This window comes from Lysobacter korlensis (assembly GCF_042434515.1).
The window spans coordinates 39650-58314 of record NZ_JBHLTG010000013.1 but is presented as its reverse complement, the minus strand read 5'-3'; the positions used below and the strand labels follow the sequence as shown (position 1 = coordinate 58314).

The 18665-nt window shown below is 68.3% G+C and carries 15 protein-coding genes and 1 tRNA gene; 5 read left to right on the top strand and 11 right to left on the bottom strand.

The genetic code is table 11. The features are described 5' to 3' along the window. Positions 1–161: 161 nt before the first annotated feature. The gene (locus ACFFGH_RS31550; protein WP_386676370.1) at positions 162–1880 is read left to right on the top strand and encodes a CDP-glycerol glycerophosphotransferase family protein; all 1719 of its coding nucleotides are present in this window, start codon (positions 162–164) and stop codon (positions 1878–1880) included. A 134-nt stretch (positions 1881–2014) separates the two neighbouring features. On the opposite strand, the gene rpsA is transcribed toward ACFFGH_RS31550, so the two are convergent. Beyond that, positions 2015–3475, bottom strand: coding sequence for a 30S ribosomal protein S1 (rpsA, locus tag ACFFGH_RS31545; protein WP_386676368.1), 1461 nt, complete (start codon positions 3473–3475; stop codon positions 2015–2017). A 631-nt stretch (positions 3476–4106) separates the two neighbouring features. Between rpsA and acs the strand changes: the two genes are divergently transcribed. Next, positions 4107–6074, top strand: coding sequence for an acetate--CoA ligase (gene acs, locus ACFFGH_RS31540; protein ID WP_386676367.1), 1968 nt, complete (start codon positions 4107–4109; stop codon positions 6072–6074). Between the two features lie 8 nt (positions 6075–6082). Here acs and ACFFGH_RS31535 read toward each other — a convergent pair whose 3' ends face one another. The 5 genes from ACFFGH_RS31535 to polA all read right to left on the bottom strand — a co-directional run bounded on the left by ACFFGH_RS31535 (position 6083) and on the right by polA (position 13165). Next, complete coding sequence (locus ACFFGH_RS31535) at positions 6083–7744, bottom strand: hypothetical protein (protein WP_386676365.1); 1662 nt, start codon at positions 7742–7744, stop codon at positions 6083–6085. 149 nt (positions 7745–7893) lie between these two features. Continuing rightward, positions 7894–9582, bottom strand: coding sequence for a DUF885 domain-containing protein (locus ACFFGH_RS31530; RefSeq protein ID WP_386676363.1), 1689 nt, complete (start codon positions 9580–9582; stop codon positions 7894–7896). A 50-nt stretch (positions 9583–9632) separates the two neighbouring features. Beyond that, positions 9633–9902, bottom strand: a complete 270-nt coding sequence (locus ACFFGH_RS31525) for an HPr family phosphocarrier protein (RefSeq protein WP_386676361.1) — start codon at positions 9900–9902, stop codon at positions 9633–9635. A gap of 112 nt (positions 9903–10014) precedes the next feature. After that, positions 10015–10470, bottom strand: coding sequence for a PTS mannitol transporter subunit IIA (locus ACFFGH_RS31520; RefSeq protein WP_386676359.1), 456 nt, complete (start codon positions 10468–10470; stop codon positions 10015–10017). Positions 10471–10486: 16 nt separating this feature from the next. Then, the gene (polA, locus tag ACFFGH_RS31515) at positions 10487–13165 is read right to left on the bottom strand and encodes a DNA polymerase I (protein WP_386676357.1); all 2679 of its coding nucleotides are present in this window, start codon (positions 13163–13165) and stop codon (positions 10487–10489) included. 65 nt (positions 13166–13230) lie between these two features. On the opposite strand from polA, the gene ACFFGH_RS31510 reads away from it, so the two are divergent. Then, complete coding sequence (locus ACFFGH_RS31510; protein ID WP_386676355.1) at positions 13231–13677, top strand: PaaI family thioesterase; 447 nt, start codon at positions 13231–13233, stop codon at positions 13675–13677. Between the two features lie 84 nt (positions 13678–13761). On the opposite strand, the gene ACFFGH_RS31505 is transcribed toward ACFFGH_RS31510, so the two are convergent. Then, positions 13762–14367 (bottom strand): ANTAR domain-containing response regulator, encoded by a 606-nt coding sequence (locus ACFFGH_RS31505; RefSeq protein WP_386676353.1) that lies wholly within the window; start codon positions 14365–14367, stop codon positions 13762–13764. Positions 14368–14405: 38 nt separating this feature from the next. On the opposite strand from ACFFGH_RS31505, the gene ACFFGH_RS31500 reads away from it, so the two are divergent. Next, positions 14406–14491, top strand: a tRNA-Leu gene (locus ACFFGH_RS31500). A 165-nt stretch (positions 14492–14656) separates the two neighbouring features. On the opposite strand, the gene ACFFGH_RS31495 is transcribed toward ACFFGH_RS31500, so the two are convergent. The 3 genes from ACFFGH_RS31495 to ACFFGH_RS31485 form a co-directional block, all read right to left on the bottom strand. Next, the gene (locus ACFFGH_RS31495; RefSeq protein WP_386676351.1) at positions 14657–14869 is read right to left on the bottom strand and encodes a hypothetical protein; all 213 of its coding nucleotides are present in this window, start codon (positions 14867–14869) and stop codon (positions 14657–14659) included. Positions 14870–15139: 270 nt separating this feature from the next. Further along, positions 15140–16234, bottom strand: coding sequence for a hypothetical protein (locus ACFFGH_RS31490; RefSeq protein WP_386676349.1), 1095 nt, complete (start codon positions 16232–16234; stop codon positions 15140–15142). A gap of 131 nt (positions 16235–16365) precedes the next feature. Then, on the bottom strand, positions 16366–17772 hold the full coding sequence (locus tag ACFFGH_RS31485) for an MFS transporter (protein ID WP_386676347.1): 1407 nt from the start codon (positions 17770–17772) through the stop codon (positions 16366–16368). Positions 17773–17861: 89 nt separating this feature from the next. Between ACFFGH_RS31485 and ACFFGH_RS31480 the strand changes: the two genes are divergently transcribed. Then, positions 17862–18236 (top strand): DUF1304 family protein, encoded by a 375-nt coding sequence (locus ACFFGH_RS31480; protein WP_386676345.1) that lies wholly within the window; start codon positions 17862–17864, stop codon positions 18234–18236. Between the two features lie 4 nt (positions 18237–18240). Here ACFFGH_RS31480 and ACFFGH_RS31475 read toward each other — a convergent pair whose 3' ends face one another. Next, positions 18241–18594 (bottom strand): hypothetical protein, encoded by a 354-nt coding sequence (locus ACFFGH_RS31475; RefSeq protein WP_386676343.1) that lies wholly within the window; start codon positions 18592–18594, stop codon positions 18241–18243. Positions 18595–18665 lie beyond the last annotated feature (71 nt).

Here is an 18665-nt window from a genome sequence, read left to right as displayed (position 1 = left end):
TGGCCGGCCGAGCGGGATGGACACCCTCCTGCCCTTCGGTCCGCCGGGGAGGGGGTTCGCGCGACACGGTCGCCATGGTGATGGAATGGGCATTTGGGGATGGTGGCTCTCGTCGACGACCGTTGGTCCGGCACCGTGTTGGCGTCGAAGCGATCCACCCGATGACCCAGGTGCTGGAGGCAGTGCGTCGGCCCGATACGGCGTCCCGCGGCGCCGTGCGGGACTCATTCCGCAAGAGCTTCAGGTCGGCGGGCGGGCGCGGACTGATCGTCAACGCGCTCGGGGTGCTGACACTCTTCCTCGCCATCGCCCGGTCACCGTTCCCCGTCGTTCTCGCGGTCGGTGTGCTGACCCTGTGCCTGAGTGTGCGGACCTTCGCCCGCCTGCGGCCTCGATCCGCTGTGCTGGGCACCTATGTGCTGGCGCGCACCCTGCTCGTGTTCGCCGTCGCCGCGCTACCGACGCCGGAGGAGCCGTATCCGTGGTGGCTCGGGGTCGCGTGTGCCGTGCTCGCGCTGACCACCATCGGTGAGATCACGGTCATCCGTGTCCTTCGGGCCGCGACGCCGCGTGCGAACAACATCCCCGGGGTCGAGATGCCGCGCCCGACCGCGCTTCGCCGCGGCTGGCTCTCCGTGTGCAACGTGCTCACACTCGCGGCGCTGCCTCTTGTCGGGTTCGCCGTGCCGAGCTGGGGTGTGGTCTGGGTCGCGGCCCCGTCCGTGGTCGTCGCGACGGTGCTGCTCCTTGACGCGACGAAGCGCATCCGTGCCCGCCGTTCCGGGGAGCAACGGCTGGTGGCGAGCCTCGCCGCGTATGCGCCGGTCTTCGCCGTGCACTGGGACGCCCCCCGTGAGGAGTCGTTCCAGCTCTCGATGTGGCTGCCGTATCTCGAGCGGCTCGGTGTCCCGTTTCTGATCATCGTCCGGAACCCTGCAACGTTCGCGTTCGCCAGCAGGCATACCGACAAGCCCGTGGTGCTGTGCCGGCAGCTGTCGGAGCTGGACCCCCTGGTGGTTCCGTCGCTCAAGACGGCGTTCTACGTCAACAACAACTCGCGCAATCAGCATTTCGTGCGGTACACGCATCTGACGCATATCCACCTCAACCATGGGGAGAGCGACAAGGCGCCGAGCTACAGCCCGCTGTTCCGGCTCTTCGACAAGAACTTCGTTGCGGGGCAGGCGGCCATCGACCGGTTCTCGGCCAACGGGGTCTGGATGCGTCCGGAGGCGTTCGCGATCGTCGGGCGCCCACAGGTTGAGTCGATCGAGGTGGAGTCGGCCTTCATCGGAAGCAAGCGTGCGAAGACGGTCATGTACGCCCCCACATGGTCGGGCCTGTACGCAGATTCGCGGTACTCATCCCTGCTCATCGGCGTGCCCATCGTGCAGGCGCTCGTCGAGCGCGGCTGCACGGTGCTGTTCCGGCCGCATCCCTACACGCGCCGCAATCACGAGCTCGCGCGCGAGGCGGCTCGGATCAAGGCTCTGCTGGAGCAGGACCGGGCACGGTCGGGGCGCAGACACGTCACCGGCCGGCACGAGAAGCCGGAGCCGATCGCCGATTGGTTCAACGAGTCGGACGCGCTGATCGCCGACGTGTCCAGCGTCGTTCCCGACTTCCTCTACTCGGAGAAGCCGTTCGCGCTCACCGCGATGCTGGGTCCGCTGGAGTCGTTCGCGAGCAGCTTCCCGATCAGCAGGGGCTCATACCTGATCCATCCCGACCTCGGCAACCTGCAGGATGCGCTGGAGGCACTGCTCGAGACGGACCCGGGTCGCGAGGGGCGCAAGGCCCTCAAGAAGTATTACCTCGGCGACTTCCCGCACGAAGGCTACGCGGACGTGTTCCTGGCCGAGGCTCGCAAGTACCTCTGAGCCGATCGGCTTGGTGCGGGGGCACTGCGGGATTCCGGGATCGGCGGGGCATGGCGCGATCGCCTCCCCGTCAGTCGCCGGAACGACGAACGGCCGGCCACCCCGGAGGGTGACCGGCCGTTCGGCTTGCGATGTTAGGAGTTGCTCGAGAGACGCTCACGCAGCGCGGCGAGTGACTCGTCGTCCGCAAGCGTTCCGGTGCTCGACGACTCGGTGGAGAACGTCGAGCCGGTGTCGGCACCTCCGGTCGCGGCGGCCTCGTCGTTCGCGGCGAGGATCTGCTTCTTGTGCGACTCCCAGCGAGTCTGGGCAGCGGCGTACTCCTGCTCCCACTTCTCGCGCTGGGCCTCGAAGCCTTCCTTCCACTCGTTCGTCTCGGGGTCGAAGCCCTCCGGGAACTTGTAGTTGCCCTGCTCGTCGTACTCCGTGACCATGCCGTACAGCGCGGCGAGGCCGGAGTCGAACTCCTCGTTGTGCGGGTCGATGCCCTCGTTGGCCTGCTTCAGGCTCAGCGAGATGCGGCGACGCTCGAGGTCGATGTCGATGACCTTGACGAACACCTCGTCACCGACCGACACGACCTGCTCGGCGAGCTCGACGTGCTTGCTCGACAGCTCCGAGATGTGCACGAGGCCCTCGATACCGTCCGCGACGCGCACGAACGCACCGAACGGAACGAGCTTGGTGACCTTCCCCGGTGCGATCTGGCCGATCGCGTGGGTGCGGGCGAACAGCTGCCACGGGTCCTCCTGCGTCGCCTTCAGCGACAGGGAGACACGCTCGCGGTCGAGGTCCACCTCGAGGATCTCGACGGTGACCTCCTGGCCGACCTCGACGACCTCGCTGGCGTGCTCGATGTGCTTCCAACTGAGCTCCGAGACGTGGACGAGGCCGTCGACGCCGCCGAGGTCCACGAACGCACCGAAGTTGACGATCGAGGAGACGACGCCCTTGCGGACCTGCCCCTTCTGGAGGTTGTTGAGGAACGTGGTGCGGCTCTCGCTCTGCGTCTGCTCGAGCAGGGCGCGGCGGGAAAGCACGACGTTGTTGCGGTTCTTGTCGAGCTCGAGGATCTTCGCCTCGATCTCCTGACCCAGGTACGGCGTGAGGTCACGGACGCGGCGCAGCTCGATGAGCGACGCCGGCAGGAAGCCGCGGAGCCCGATGTCGACGATGAGGCCGCCCTTGACGACCTCGATCACGGTGCCGGTGACAACACCATCCGACTCCTTGATCTTCTCGACGTCGCCCCACGCGCGCTCGTACTGCGCACGCTTCTTCGACAGGATGAGGCGGCCCTCTTTGTCCTCCTTCTGGAGAACGAGCGCCTCGACGCTGTCACCGACGTTGACGACCTCACTCGGGTCCACGTCGTGCTTGATGGAAAGCTCACGGGAGGGGATCACACCCTCGGTCTTGTAACCGACGTCGAGGAGGACCTCGTCCCGGTCGATCTTGACGACGGTTCCTTCGATCAGGTCACCGTCGTTGAAGAACTTCAGCGTCTTCTCGACCGCGGCAAGAAAGTCGTCAGCAGATCCGATGTCGTTGATGGCGACCTGCTTGGCTGCCTTTTCGGTCGTTGCGATTGTCATGTAGTTAGTGCTCCGTAATGGACATGGGTCAGGCCACGATTCGACATGGTGCTTGGTGTGGTCGCCGTGGCAGGCGGATAGAGATCGCAGAAATAGCGACCATTCAGTCTAGCCCCTCCCCCAAAGACGCGCCAAGCCGGGCGGATCAGCGGGAGCCGTTCGAATCGCACTGCGGGCGATCGTGCTCTCCTCAGCTTCCGCGCCGACTCGTCAAGCTGGGCATCGATGCTTGCCGACAGCCGTCCGGCATCGCGGATGGAAGCTCCCGAATCCTCCTGGCCTCTTCTTTGCTGAAGTCCCCAGCGCGTAGCGCGTCCATCGTGGCGCTCAACTCTGTCGTCAGCGCTTCGGCCAGGGCAAGTTCCGCCTCCGCCTCGCGCTCCTCGCTGCGGAGGAGCGCCGCAACCATCGGAAGCAACGATCGGCGAGCCGGTTCATTCTTCCCATACCCGGATTCGATCACCAGCCGTCGACATTCCAGCGACACGAAGCGCACTTTTGGCGCGGTCATCCATAGTCAGCGACAGAAATGCTCAGCAACCTCCCAGGACGAGACGCAACGGATGCCGCCCGTGACACACGCCGCAACACGATTGTGCCGTTCGCTGCGTCCACGACTGGGATGGATGCGATGACGATCGAGAACCTGCAGCGCGAGACCCGTGTGTTTCCTCCGGCGCCGGCCTTTGCGGCGGCCGCCAACGTCGACGCAGCCGAGGAGGCACGGCTGCGCAGCCTCTCCCCCGACGAGTTCTGGGCCGAGCAGTCGCGGCGTCTGGACTGGACGACCGACTGGCACACCGTATCGAGCTGGACTCCCCCGTCCCCCGACCGGGACGTGATCCCTGCCGCCGAGTGGTTCCGCGGCGGCGAGCTCAACGTGGCGGTGAACTGCGTCGACCGGCACGTGGCGGCCGGACGCGGGGACAAGGTGGCGCTGCACTTCGAAGGCGAGCCGGGCGACCGCCGCTCTCTCACGTACGCGCAGCTGCAGGCGGAGGTCAGCCGCGCTGCGAACGCGCTCACGGACCTCGGCATCGGCCCCGGCGACACCGTCGTCGTCTACCTGCCGGTGCTGTTGGAGACGGTGATCGCGACGCTCGCCATCGCCCGGATCGGTGCGGTGCACTCCCTGGTGTTCGGCGGGTTCTCGAGCGAGGCGCTGCGCTTCCGGCTCGCCGACACCCGCGCCAGGGCGGTGGTGACCTCGGACGGTCAGTTCCGCCGTGGGGCGGCGGTTGCGGTGAAGGCGAACGTCGACGCGGCGGTGGAGGGCCTCGACCACGTGGAGACGGTGCTCGTCGTCCGCCGCACCGGTGAGCGCACGCCGGACATCCCGTGGACCGCGGGCCGGGATGTGTGGTGGCACGAGACGGTCGATGTGGCGTCGCCGGTGCATGAGCCGGAGTCCTTCCCGTCCGAGCATCCGCTGTTCGTCATCTACACGTCCGGCACCACCGGCAGACCGAAGGGGCTCCTGCACACCTCCGGCGGCTACCTGACGCACGCCTCCTGGTCGCACTGGGCGGCGTTCGATGCGAAGGACGACGACGTCTACTGGTGCACCGCGGACCTCGCCTGGGTGACCGCGCACACCTATGTGATCTACGGACCGCTCTCGAACGGCGCCACCCAGGTGCTGTACGAGGGGACGCCGAACTCGCCGCACGCGGCGCGGCACTTCGAGGTGCTCGAGCGGTACGGGGTCACCGTCTATTACACGGCGCCGACGCTCATCCGGACGTTCATGACGTGGTTCCCGGAGGGCGTTCCCGACCGGTACGACCTGTCGGCGATCCGGCTGCTGGGCACCGTCGGCGAGGCGATCAACCCGGAGGCCTGGGTGTGGTTCCACAGGCGGATCGGCGGATCCCGGGCACCGATCGTGGACACCTGGTGGCAGTCGGAGACCGGCGCCGCCGTGGTTGCACCGCTGCCCGGGTCCACGCCGTTGAAGCCGGGATCCGCGACCCGGCCGCTCCCGGGATTCGACGTCCGGATCGTCGACGACGAGGGCGCCGAGGCGGGACGGGGGCAGGGCGGGTATCTGGTGCTGGCGGCGCCGTGGCCCGGCATGGCGCGGACCGTGTGGAAGGACCCGGAGCGATACCGCACGTCCTATTGGGACCGCTTCGCGTCGCGCGGGTTCTACTTCGCGGGCGACGGCGCCGCGTACGACGAGGACGGGTACATCTGGCTGCTCGGCCGCGTCGACGACGTCGTGAACGTCTCCGGCCACCGGCTCTCCACCATCGAGATCGAGTCCGCCCTGGTCGCGCACCGCGGCGTCGGGGAGGCCGCAGTCGTCGGTGTGAGCGACCCGACCACCGGGTCCGCGGTGTGCGCCTTCGTCGTGCCCAGCGCCCCGGCCGAGCACGGGCTCGGTGACGAGCTGCGCCGGCACGTCGCCGCGCGGATCGGCCCGATCGCCAAGCCGCGTGACGTGCATGTCGTGCCGGACCTGCCGAAGACGCGGTCGGGAAAGATCCTCCGCCGGCTGCTGGTCGACCTCAGCGAGGGCCGGCCCGCCGGCGACACCACCTCGCTGCAAGACGAGAGCGTGCTGCCGGCCATCGAGACGATCGTCCGGTCGGGCTAGCCCCAGCCTTACGAGCCACCCGGAATACCGATGTCAGCCCACTGCAGGTTGTGATCGGATCCCTGGAAGGCCGTGTCGAAGTTCCCCGCCGATGTCAGAACCAGTTGGTTCGCGTACCGGGCTGCGCCGGGTGCGTTCTTCGTCATGATGTAGTCGACACGTCCAGCGACATGGAGCGCCCGGTACGGGGTGTACGGGAAGCCCGGTTTCGAGAGGTTGTCGACCTGATTCGTCGTGTTGACCGTGCTGTACTGCGTACCGGACCGCTTGACCGCGGACGCCGCGTCGTACCAGCCGGCGAGCCGAAGAGCGTTGTCCGGCCCGGTCGCCGACTTCAGGACGCTGTTGTTCAGGTCAGCGAGGATGACAATGGGTCGGCCGCCGGCGAGGTTCGTCAAATGGCTGCTGATCGCCTTGATCTCCCGCACCCTGAGCTCGGAGAGATCTCGCCCGTCGTCCGTCGGCAGGTGCACGGATGCCGCGTAGAACACGGCTCCGGTGGCCTTGACCCGGAACTTCGCCCACGACCAGAGGCGGTCGAGCAGTCCGGACGGCCAGCTGATGCCCATGCTGCGGGGTGAGACGAAGCCGCCAGAGAGACGCTCCAACTCCGCCGTCTTGTAATACAGCTGAGCGCCGGCGGTCGTGTTCATCTCCCGCGGCGTCTGGACCGGCTCGTTGGCGATGGCGAATCCGCTCGGCGCAAGAAGGTCACGGAGGTCCTCCCACTGCAGCTTCCCGTTGCCGAGTCCGGCGTCGGACGCCGGAATCTCCTGCGCGCCGACGAGGGCAGCGCCCGAGGCCAGGATGCCGTTGCGCACCTTGTAGCGACGCTCTTTCCAGGTATAGCCGCCCAGCGAGGCGGACGATGTGACGCTCTTGACGTTCCACGTCGCGACACGCAGCGCGTCGCTCACCGGTGCGATGGCGCTCGCCCAGGTGTACGAGCCGGCACGTGTGAGCCGGTACGCCTTCGCGGGGTCGCTTGCGGTCGGCATCGATGTGCTCGCGCTGAGGGAGTTGTACGTGGCGACCTTGACGTGGATGGGGTTGCCCGATCCGGTTCCCATCTCGTCCCGGTACTGCGCCGGCACGGTGAGCACGATGCTCGTCACCGTCGCGGGGTACCACGCCGAGCGGAACAGGTGCTTCGTCACGATGCTGTTGGACCCGGCCAGCACACCAACCTTGGTCGCGCGTCCCTGCCCAGCCCAGCTGACCTTCACCTTGTCCTTGCCCGCCGGCGCCACCGTGACCGTGAGCTCACGCGGGTAACCGGTGTCCGGGATCGCCTTCTTCACCACGCTCACCGAGCTGGTCGATCCGGCGCCCGCTACGGCCCTCACTCTGACGAAGTAGGCGACGTCGTTCTGCACGCCGGTGAGCACCTTGACGCCCTTCGTCGCGCTGACGCTGACCTTCTTGGCGCTCCGGAACGTGGAGCTGGTGCTGTACTCGACGGTGTAGCTCACAGCGCCGGGAATCTTCGACCACGCGACCGTGATGGACCCGGCGCCACCGGCGGCACGGATCGCTGGTGCAGGGAGCGCGGCCGCCGGTGCGAGTGCGATCACGCCCGACGATGCCTGCGCCGGCACGGCAGAGGCCGGCACCAGACCCACGGACAGCATCGCGCTGAGTCCGAATGCGACGAGCGCCTTGCGCTTCATGCGTTCCCCCCGAAACCACGTTCGGGGCCGAGCGTATCGGCGTGTCGTCGCGACTGACAAAGGTTCGGCTCACCCCAGTTCGGGTGAGCCGCCCGGTTTCGCACCGGAGGCCATCACGCGATCGGGGTCCCTGCGCACCCCGAGCCGCTCTACCGGCGGAGCGCCTCGCGGAGCGTGTCGAGGCCGACCCCGCCCAGGTCGAGGGCCTTCCTGTGGAACTCCTTCGCGGAGTACGCGTCGCCCTGACGCTCTCGGTACTCGTCGCGGAGCTGCTCCCAGATCCGCTGACCGACCTTGTACGACGGCGCCTGTCCCGGCCAGCCGAAGTAGCGGTTGACCTCGAATCGCACGAACGGCTCGTTCATGTTGACGTTCTTCTTCATGAACTCGAACGCGTAGTCGAAGTCCCACTTGCCGTTCCCGTCGAGGCGCGGCTTGCCGAGGTGGACTCCGATGTCGAGCACCACGCGGGCGGCGCGCATCCGCTGACCGTCGAGCATGCCGAGTCGGTCGCCCGGGTCGTCGAGGTAGCCCAGCTCCTCCATCAGCCGCTCGGCGTACAGCGCCCAGCCCTCGGCGTGACCGCTGGTGCCGGCGAGCTGGCGGCGCCAGGTGTTCAGGGTCGCGCGGTTGTAGACGGCCTGGCCGAGCTGCAGGTGGTGACCCGGTACTCCCTCGTGGTAGACCGTGGTGGTCTCCCGCCACGTGCCGAACTCGGTCACTCCCTCGGGCACGGACCACCACATCCGGCCGGCCCGCGAGAAGTCGTCGCTGGGGCTGGTGTAGTAGATGCCGCCCTCCTGGGTCGGAGCGATGCGGCACTCGAGCTTCTTCACCGGGTCGGGGATGTCGAAGTGCGAGCGGGAGAGCTCCTCGACCGCGCGGTCGCTGAGCTGCTGCATCCACTGCTGCAGGGCGTCGGTGCCCTTCAGGATGCGCTTCGGATCGGCGTCGAGCACGGCGATCGCTTCCTCGACCGTTGCGCCCGGCTTGATCTCGTTGGCGATGCGGTTCTGCTCCTCGACCATGCGGCTGAGCTCTTCGATGCCCCACTCGTAGGTCTCGTCGAGGTCGATCTTCGCGCCGAGGAACCGGCGCGACTGCAGCTCGTACAGCTCCCGGCCGAACGCGTCCTCCTGGCGGGCGGCCGGCTCCAGCTCGTCGCGGAAGAATCCCGCCAGTCTGCCGTACGCGGCAGCGGCCGTCTCCGCGCCGGAGGCGAGGTCCGCCTTCAGCGACTCCGGCAGGTCTCCCCCGCCCTCTGGGGCGGCGTCGCCCGTGAAGGTGAAGAAGAAACCGTCGTCGGCGGCGTGCCGGCCGAGCTGCTCGAGCACCTCCCGCACCTGCCGTTTCGCGGGCACGTCGCCGTCGCGAATCCCGAGCCGCAGCGTCTCGATGTACCCCTCGACGGCCCCGGGGAGGTTGCCGAGCTTCTCCGCGATCGTCGACCAGTCGGCTTCGGTGGCGGTCGGCATCAGGTCGTAGACGTTCCGCAGTTCCTGCGCGGGCGATGCGATCACGTTGACGTCGCGCTTCCACAGCCCGGCGTCGGATGCTTCGAGCCAGAGCGTCAGGTCGCTGGTCAGGTCGGTCTTGGTGACCCAGTCCACGTCGTCGACCGGAGTCGCCGCCTGGAGCGCGTCGACCACCTTGCGTGCCTCCGTGACGTAGCGCTCATGGCCGGCGGGCGACGTGTCCGCGTACTCGCCGTGCCGGCCGGGCAGCCCGATCCAGATGGCGACGTCCGGGTCGAGCTCCGCGAGCGTGGTCACCCACTCCTCGGCGATGCGGTCGATCTCGGTGGGCTGACGAACGGCTTCGTTTGAGGTATCGCTCACCCTCCGACGCTATCGCACCTCCCCCGGAAGCCTTCCTGGGAGGCACGGGGTCACTCCTTGTCGAGATCGCGGCTGAGGACCTCGGCGAGGGTGTCAAGAGCCTCGTCGGCACCGTCCCCGTCCGCCTCCAGTGTCACCTCTTCGCCCGAGCCGATCCCCAGTGAGAGCACCCCGAGGATGCTCGCCGCGTTCACGGTCTTGCCGGCGGCGGAAGTCAGCTTCACCGGCACACCGACCTTCGACGCGGCTTGGGCGAACAGGGATGCCGGCCGGGCATGCAGACCGACGCGCGATCCGACGGTGACGGTTCGTTCTGGCAACTCGGCTCCTCGGTCGGAGGGAACGGTGCGGGCGGATGGTGGAGCGGCGCCCGCGTTTCGTCCAACCTAGGGCGTCCGGGCCGGTCTGCGCTCGCCGGGACCCGCACCGCGGTCACGAGTCGGGGTCGGATCCCAGCGCCTCGTACACCGCAGCGGGCGTGACGGCCGACCGGATGACCTCCGCCTTGCCCGGTTCGAGCAGCACGGCGGCGAGCCGCGACAGCAGCCCGATGTGACCGCGACCGAGCGCCGCGAGTCCGATCACCACGACCACCCGGTTCCCGTCCCAGTCCACTCCGTCGGGGAAGCGGAGGACCACGATGGCGTCGCGCTGAACGGCATCCGCCTCCGCGAGGGTCGCGTGCGGGAACGCGACCGACTCGCCGACGTAGGTCGAGACGGACCGCTCACGCTCGAGCATGGCGTCGACGTAGGTGGGGTCGACCGCGCCCGCCTCGACGAGCGCCTCTCCGGCCTGCCGGATGGCGTCGTCGCGATCCGACGCCCTGCAGTCGAGCCGGATCGAGCCTTCGGCGAGCAGCTCCGGCAACGGCTTCCTTCTCGGCACGTCGTCCTCCTCGTGATCAGTGCGCGGCGGCGTCCCAGTTCGGGCCCGTGCCGACCTGCACATCGAGCGGCACGCGCAGGTCCGCGGCGCCGCGCATCCGGGTCGTCACCACCTCCGTCATGGCATCCAGTTCGCCCGGCGCCACCTCGAACACCAGCTCATCGTGCACCTGCAGCAGCATCCGGGACCGAAGGTCGCGCGCCTCGAGCTCCCGCGCGATCCCGAGCATCGCGAGCTTCATGATGTCGGCGGCCGAACCCTGGATCGGCGCGTTGAGGGCGGCACGCTCGGCGTTCTCGCGCAGCACCCGGTTGTTCGAGTTGAGGTCACCGAACGGGCGCCGCCTGCCGAAGATCGTCTCGGTGTAGCCGTCGATGCGCGCCTGCTCCACGACGTTCCTCAGGTAGTCGCGCACCGCGCCGAATCGGGCGAAGTAGTCCGCCATCAGTTGCTTCGCCTCGCTCGTCTCGATCCGCAGCTGCTTCGAGAGACCGAACGCGCTGAGGCCGTACGCCAGGCCGTACGACATGGCCTTGACCTTGGTGCGCATGAACGGGGTGACCTCCGCAGGCTCCACCTGGAAGACCCGGGAGCCGACGAACCGGTGCAGATCCTCCCCCGCGTTGAACGCGGAGATGAGCCCCTCGTCACCCGAGAGGTGCGCCATGATGCGCATCTCGATCTGCGAGTAGTCGGCGGTGAGCAGCGTCTCGAAGCCTGCACCGTGCTCGAACGCGGCGCGGATCTCCCGCCCGGACTCCGTCTTGATGGGGATGTTCTGCAGGTTCGGGTCGTTCGACGAGATGCGGCCGGTGCTCGTCCCGGTCTGGTCGTAGGTCGTGTGGATCCGGCCGTCGGCGCCGAGCTCCCGCTCGAGCGTCTCCACCATCTGCTTCAGCTTCGTGGCGTCACGGTGCTGGAGCAGCAGGGTGAGGAACGGGTGCGGCTCCGGGAGCTGGTCCTGCAGGTCGGCGAGCGACGCGGCGTCGGTGGAGAAACCGGTCTTGGTGGAGCGGGTCTTCGGCATGCCGAGCTCCTCGAACAGCACCTGCTGCAGCTGCTTCGGGGAACCGAGGTTGACCTCGTGGCCGATCTCGGCGAACGCCCGCCGCGCCAGCTCTGCCGCGGTGTCGGTCAGCTCGGCGTTGAGCCGCGCGAGCAGCTCGCGGTTCACCGTCACGCCGTCGAGCTCCATCCGCGCCAGCACCGGCACCAGGGGGAGCTCCAGCTCGGTGTGCACCCGCCGCGTGCTGTCGCTCATCCGCTCCTCGAGCGCCCGGGCGAGGCGCACGACGAACCAGGCCTCCGTGGCCGGGCTGATCGCCTCCGTCGCGGGGACGAGCTGGTTCGGGTCCGCTTCAGGCAGCGTCTCACCGAGCGCGTCGTACACCTGCGAGGCGAGGTCGCCGGGCTTCGACCCCGGCCGCAGCAGCCAGCTCGCGATGGAGGAGTCGAACGCGATGCCGCCGATGCGCAGGCCCGCCTGGGCGAGCAGCTTGAACTCGCGCTTCGACGCGTGCAGCAGTTTCGGGGCATCGCTCGCGAGCCACGCCTCGAACGTCGCGTAGTCCTGCCGGCCGGAAGCCCACGGCACGTAGGCCGAATCCGTCTCGGTGGCGAGCCCGAATCCGGTGATGTCGCCGTATGCGGTCTCCAGGCGGAGGCCGAGCGGCGTGGTGCCGCCGGCCGTTGCCGTCTCGATCCACTGCGCCAGCTCCTCATCGACGAGGCGGTGGACCGGTGGTTCCGTTCTCGCGCGGCTGGGCGCCGGGACAGACTCCTGCGGCGCGGACTCCCCGGACTCCTCTGCGGCGATCTTCGTCAGGCGCTCGAGCAGCGTGCGGAACTGCAGCCGGTCGAAGATCTCCCGCACCGCCGCCATGTCGATCGGGCGGCGCTCGAGATCCGCCGGCCCCACTGGCAGCTCCACGTCGCGGACCAGCCGATTCAGCTTCCGGTTGCGGATCGCATTGTCCTTCTGCTCGCGCAGCTTCTGCCCCACGACGCCCTTGATCTCTTCGGCGTGCTCGAGGATGCCGTCGAGGCTCCCGTATTGGAGCACCCACTTCACCGCGGTCTTTTCCCCCACCTTGTCGATGCCGGTGAGATTGTCGCTCGTCTCGCCGACCAGGGCAGCGATGTCCGGGTACTGGTGCGGCTCGATCCCGTACCGTTCGAGCACCGCCTGGCGGTCGTAGCGCTTCAGCTCCGAGACGCCTCGTGCGTTCGGGTAGAGCAGGGTGACCCGATCGTCGACGAGCTGGATCGTGTCGCGGTCGCCTGAGACCAGCAGCACGTCGAAGCCGTCGGCCTTGCCGCGCTCGGCGAGGGTGGCGAGCACGTCGTCCGCCTCGTAGTCCTCCTTGCTGATGGTGATGATGTTCATCGCCTTCAGCGCCTCCTGCAGCAGCGGAACCTGCCCCTTGAACTCCTGCGGCGTCTCGTCGCGGGTGCCCTTGTACTCCTCGTACTCCCGGTTGCGGAACGAGAAGCGGGAGATGTCGAATGCGACCGCGAGGTGGGTCGGCTTCTCCTTCTGCAGCAGCAGGATCAGCATCGCGAGGAAGCCATGGATGGCGTTGGTGTGCTGGCCGTCACGGGTTGTGAAGCTGTCGACGGGAAGGGCGTAGAACGCCCGGAATGCGAGGGAATGACCGTCGATGACCATGAGGGTAGGCTTTGCGGAATCCGGCACGGAGCAAGCCTAGCCGCGGCTCCCGACACCATTTTCCGGCCCAGGCGGGGCACCGAAGGAGAGGCATGACTGCGTTCCCCAAGCTTCCCGAGAGTCTCGATCCGGAGCTTTACGGGCGCATCGTCGAGACGCGCGGCGGGGCGCTCGCACAGAAGATGGGCATCGAGTTCCTCGAGCTCTCAGCGGAGCGGTCCGTGGCCCGGATGCCGGTGGAGGGCAACACCCAGGTGATCGGGCTGCTGCACGGCGGCGCCCACGTCGTGCTGGCCGAATCGCTCGGCTCCGTGTCGTCCGCGATCCATGCCGGCCCGGGGCGGTACGCGGTGGGCATCGAGATCAACGCGACCCACAGCCGGTCGATCACCGAAGGCTGGGTCACCGCCACCTGCACCGCCCTCGTGTTGGGGCGAACACTCGCGACGCACGAGATCGTCATGCGGGACGAGCAGGGCCGGCGGCTGTCCACCGTGCGCATGACGAACATGCTGCGGGACGCCGACACCCGCGCCTGACCGATCCCGCTCCGGACTACTCGCCGTTGTTCCGGACGCACTCGGCCGGAACGGCGACTCCCGGGGTCGGGTGCCGGGCGCGAGCTACTTCTTGCTGCCGAGCTGCTCGATGATCGCCTGGGCGACGTCGTGCATGGTGAGGCGGCGGTCCATGGATGCCTTCTGAATCCAGCGGAACGCCTCCGGCTCGGTGAGGCCCATCTTCTCGTTGAGCAGGCCCTTGGCCCGGTCAACGAGCTTGCGGGTCTCGAAGCGCTCCACCATGTCAGCGACCTCGGACTCGAGGGCGATGATCTGCTGGTAGCGGCTGAGCGCGATCTCAATGGCGGGCAGCAGGTCGTTCGGCGTGAACGGCTTCACGACGTACGCAAGCGCGCCCGCCTCGCTGGCCCGCTCCACGAGCTCCTTCTGGCTGAATGCGGTGAGCAGCACCACCGGGGCGATCCGGTTCTTCGAAAGCCGCTCGGCCGCGGAGATGCCGTCGAGCTGCGGCATCTTGACGTCCATGATCACCAGATCCGGACGAAGCTCGGTCGCGAGCTGGACGGCCGTCTCGCCGTCACCCGCTTCGCCGACGACCTCGAATCCGTTGTCTCGCAGCGTCTCCACGATGTCGAGGCGGATGAGCGACTCGTCCTCCGCGACGACGACGCGACGCAGGGGGGCAGCAGTGGCGTCCGAATCAGTCACGGACTGAGCCTACGGTATTGTTTCCAGCGCGACGGTGCGCCGGATTGGCGGAATGGCAGACGCGGGGCACTCAAAATGCTTTGCCCGAAAGGGCGTGTGGGTTCAAGTCCCACATCCGGCACCAACCCGTCGCGCTTGCGCGGCGGGATGGTGCCGGCGTGGGCGCGAAACGCACCGGGTCCTCGGCGCCGGTTCCGACGCGTCGCGCAGCGACGTGGCGGCCGTGCGAGGGGGCGGGTTCAAGTCCCACATCCGGCACCAGCGCACTGCGAGGCGGCGAATCCTGGCGTCAGAGCCTGCCCGCGGCGTTCTCGTCACTGAGCAGGGACACCACATAACCCGGTGCGCCGTAATGCTTGTCCCGCCCCTGGTTCGGCTTGTACTGCTTGATGCAGACCCACTCGTCACCGTTGCGGTCCGCGGGCGTGATGTAGTCCTCGGCGTCGGCGGGCCGGCACGTCCGCGCCCCCGAGGAAGCGTCAGTCGACCAGATGCACCGCATCGGTGATCTCGACGAGCGTGTGCCCGGCACCACAGCCGGTCGTGGGCTCGGCTGCCGCGGCGGACTGGGCGCCCGCCAGCGTGAGACCGAGGAGTGCAACCGATGTTCCGATGGAACCAGCTCGGCGACGCCGTCGTCGAGAGCAGGCTCCCGACCGGTGCCCGCATGATCCGGACGGGCGAGCCATCACCCGGCGTGCGATGCGGGCTCCGCCTCGGCGTCCGAAGTCTCGACCGGTGCTGAGCCGCGGTAAGCATACGGATCCTCGGCTCAATTCGCCGGCATGTGCGGACCGCACGGCAAGGCGAATCGCAGGCACGCGCCGTACGCACTCGGCGCTGTGGTCTCCCGCCGCGGAAGTCGTGGATCGCACGGCCCTCGGATCGGACGGGTCACATCGCACGTGATGGTGTGGCACCGGCCGGTGACCGCATGGCACGCGGCGAGCGTCAACTCCGCCGCGCCGCTCCAGCCGAAGTCGCGGCCGTGCGCCGGTGCGATGGCGACCGCATCCCCGGTTGTGGTCTCGATCACCACCGAGCGCTCGCCCCCATACCAATACCGGCCGTCCGGGCTCAGTGCGCTTCCGAAGTCCGGCACGATCTCGTAGTAGATGCGTGCGTACGAGAGCTGCCGCCCGTCGGCGTCTTCGAATGCGATGCCGCCGGATGTGTACACGGCCCAGACGCCCGCGCTCACGTCGTTCAGGAAGGCGGGTCGGCGCGGGTCCTGCTGAGGTTCTTCGCCGGCTGCCCACCGCCACACCCAGATGTCCTCACTGGGCACGCCGATGACGCCGTCGGCGGTGTCGGATGTCGCGTAGTAGAGCGCCTCATCGTCCAAAGAAGCGAGGACGACGGGCCGTTCAAGCGGTATCCCGAGCGGTGCGCGAGCGAGCAGGTTCCCACTGTGCGCCTCGACCACGACGAGATCGCCGCGTCGCCCCTCCGCGGTCTCCACCCACGCCACCACATCGTGGTCCGGATTCCCGATGATGTCGCGGTGCGGGCGCCACGGCAGGTGCTCCGCGTCCACGCCTCCCGGGTGGGCGTCGCGCCACGGGCGCTCGCTCAGCGTCCTGGTCTTCCGTTCCCGGCTCCGCCAGACGATTTCGGAGGTCTCCGGATCCACGTACACGATGCCGGTCTTCACGATGGTGAACACCTCGATCGGTGTACGGTCCGGCTCGGACACCGGCGCCAGGACCGGTGCATTCGCCACCATCGCGCCGGCGATCAGCACGGCCGTGGCGATTGCGGCGACCAGGGCGGACGGCGCCGGTGCCTTTCCCGCACGTCGGCTCGCCGCCCGTCCTGTCCGATCACCGGATCGCCCCTCGAGCCTCCGCGCGCGCGTGCTCAGCACTTCGTCTCGTCGGCGCTCGCGCCCGCCGGTGGGCCGTTTCGTCCAGTCGCAGGAACCGTACTCGGATGCACGCGGCGGTGCCAGGGTCGATGGTCCCCGGAGCGAAGCTCGATCGCTTCGGTGAGTGCGGCTCACCGCGCCCGTGACGCCGCCCCCACCTCGTCCCCCGGCTCGTCGACCGCCACCGACTCCGCCTGCCCCCGGAACCGCTCCGACAGCATCCGGTACGACCGGGTCGCGAACGCCAGGATGGCGAGCAGCACCAGCGTGAGCCCCGCGAAGAAGAACACCAGGGCGATGCCGCGGGCCTCACCCTCGCCGAGCAGCCAGCCCCACGTCGCCTGCCCGTTCCGGGACTCCATGAACGGGATGATGAGGAACTCCGCGATCGGCGCGACGAGGAAGGCCGTGATCGGTGCCGCAGCCGACTCGAACGCCTGGGCGAAGCCGAACACCCGACCCTGCCGCCGGAACGGCACGACCCTCTGGATGATGGTCTGCTCCGACGCCTCGACGGCGGGGAAGATCGCCATGTAGAGCCAGATGCCGCCGGCGTAGAGCCACCACCAGTCGCGGATGGTGAAGAACGCCCCCAGGAGGCCCATCACCGCGACGGCGAGCAGCATCGTGCGGATGGGATTCCGGCCGAGGCCGAACTTCGCGATCGCGAGTCCACCGAGGATGTAGCCCGTCGAGGCGACCCCGAACACGACGCCCCACAGCTCAACGGGGAACAGCTCCAGTCCGTACGGATCCATGAGCGCGATGTAGACGCCGCCGATGAGGTTGTTGAGGGTCGTGAAGAGGATCAGGGCGAAGAGCCCCTGCGCCGCCCGGATGGCCGTGATGCTGCCCCGCAGGTCGATCGCCGGCGGCTTCCCGCCGTCGCCCTGCGGCTTCTCCTCCGGGATGCGCAAGAACATCAGGTGCGCCAGTGCGACCGCGGTGAGGACGATCGCGATCAGCAGCGTCCAGCCCATCCCGAGCAGCCCGATCGCGAGGCCGGAGAAAACGCTCGTGACGATGAAGGCAAGCCCCTGCACGGTGCCCACCATCCCGTTCGCGTTGGCGTGCCGTTCCTGGGGCACCAGCAGGGTGACGGTGGTCGAGAGCGCGATGTTCCGCATGTTCTCGATGACCGAGCCGAACAGGATGATGCCTGCGAACAGCCAGAACCAGGGCCCGCCGAGGTCGACGAGGGTGGATTCCGGGTGGAGCAGGTACAGCACGCCGGCCACTACGAACGCGGCGAGCGTCACGACGCTCGCGAACATCATCACGTGATGTTTCCGGTGCCGGTCGACGATCGTTCCGAACAGGATCGAGAAGAACGCGATGAACAGCATGTACGCGCCGCCGATGATGCCGGTGGCGAGCACGGAGCGGGTCTCCAGGTAGACCCAGAACGTCAGACCGAACCAGAGGAAGCTCGTCGTGACATTGGCGATCATGGTGTTGACGAGCACCTGCGCGAAGGTCCGCATTCCACCGACCGGAGGCACGCGCTGCGGTGAAACCGACGAGGACGGCTCTGACATGGCACCGAGCGTAGGGGGCACGGACGACGCTGTCACCGCCTCAACGCGACCCGTGCATCCGGAGCCCGGACGGGGATAGGCTCCCGCGCATGAACGCGCTGGCGCAGGTGCTCACGATCGTCGAGGCCGTGCTCCTGATCGGTGTCGGCTCCGTCGAGGCATTCGGCGCCCACACGCGTTTGTTCCAGCGGCTGTTCGGGGTGCGTGCGGAGCACCTGTCCGCGCTGCGCGTCTGGCTCGTCAACCAGGGGTTCTACAACATCGTGTTCGGACTGGGATTCGTCGCCGGCCTGGTGATCGCCGGCACCGGCGATCCCGCCGCCGGCCGGGCCGTCATCGTCGTGCTGGCGCTCGGGCAGGCCGTGCTGGGCGTCGTCCTCTGGGTCACTGAGCCCCAACTCTGGCGGGGCGCCGCGGTGCAGACGGTGCTGCCGCTGGCCGTGGCCGGGGCGGCGATGCTCTAGGCGCTCAGATGCGGCCTCTCGCGGTGTTGTCGCTGATGAGCGTGATCACGTAATCCTCCGCGCCGGCCTTCTTGTCCTGGCCCTGATTCGGCTTGTACTGCTTGATGCACACCCACCCGTCGGCGTTCCGGTCGACCACAGCGGCGATGTCCTCCGCTGCTCCGGCAGGTGGCACGTCCACCCCGTCCACGAATCGCCAGTCGACGGCCTGCACGGCGCCGCCGATCGTGGTGAGACTGAACGACGCCCCGCAGCCGGCCACCGGGTGGGACGTCGCCGAGGCCGGCTGCGCGACGGCGAGACCGAGGACGACGACCGCAGCGGAGGTGCCGACGGCACCGATCACGCTTCTTCGCATGATGTACTTCCTTTCGATTTGCGGACGGTGTGCACGGTCCGCGGGAACAATGTGCCCGGAGCGTAGTCCTC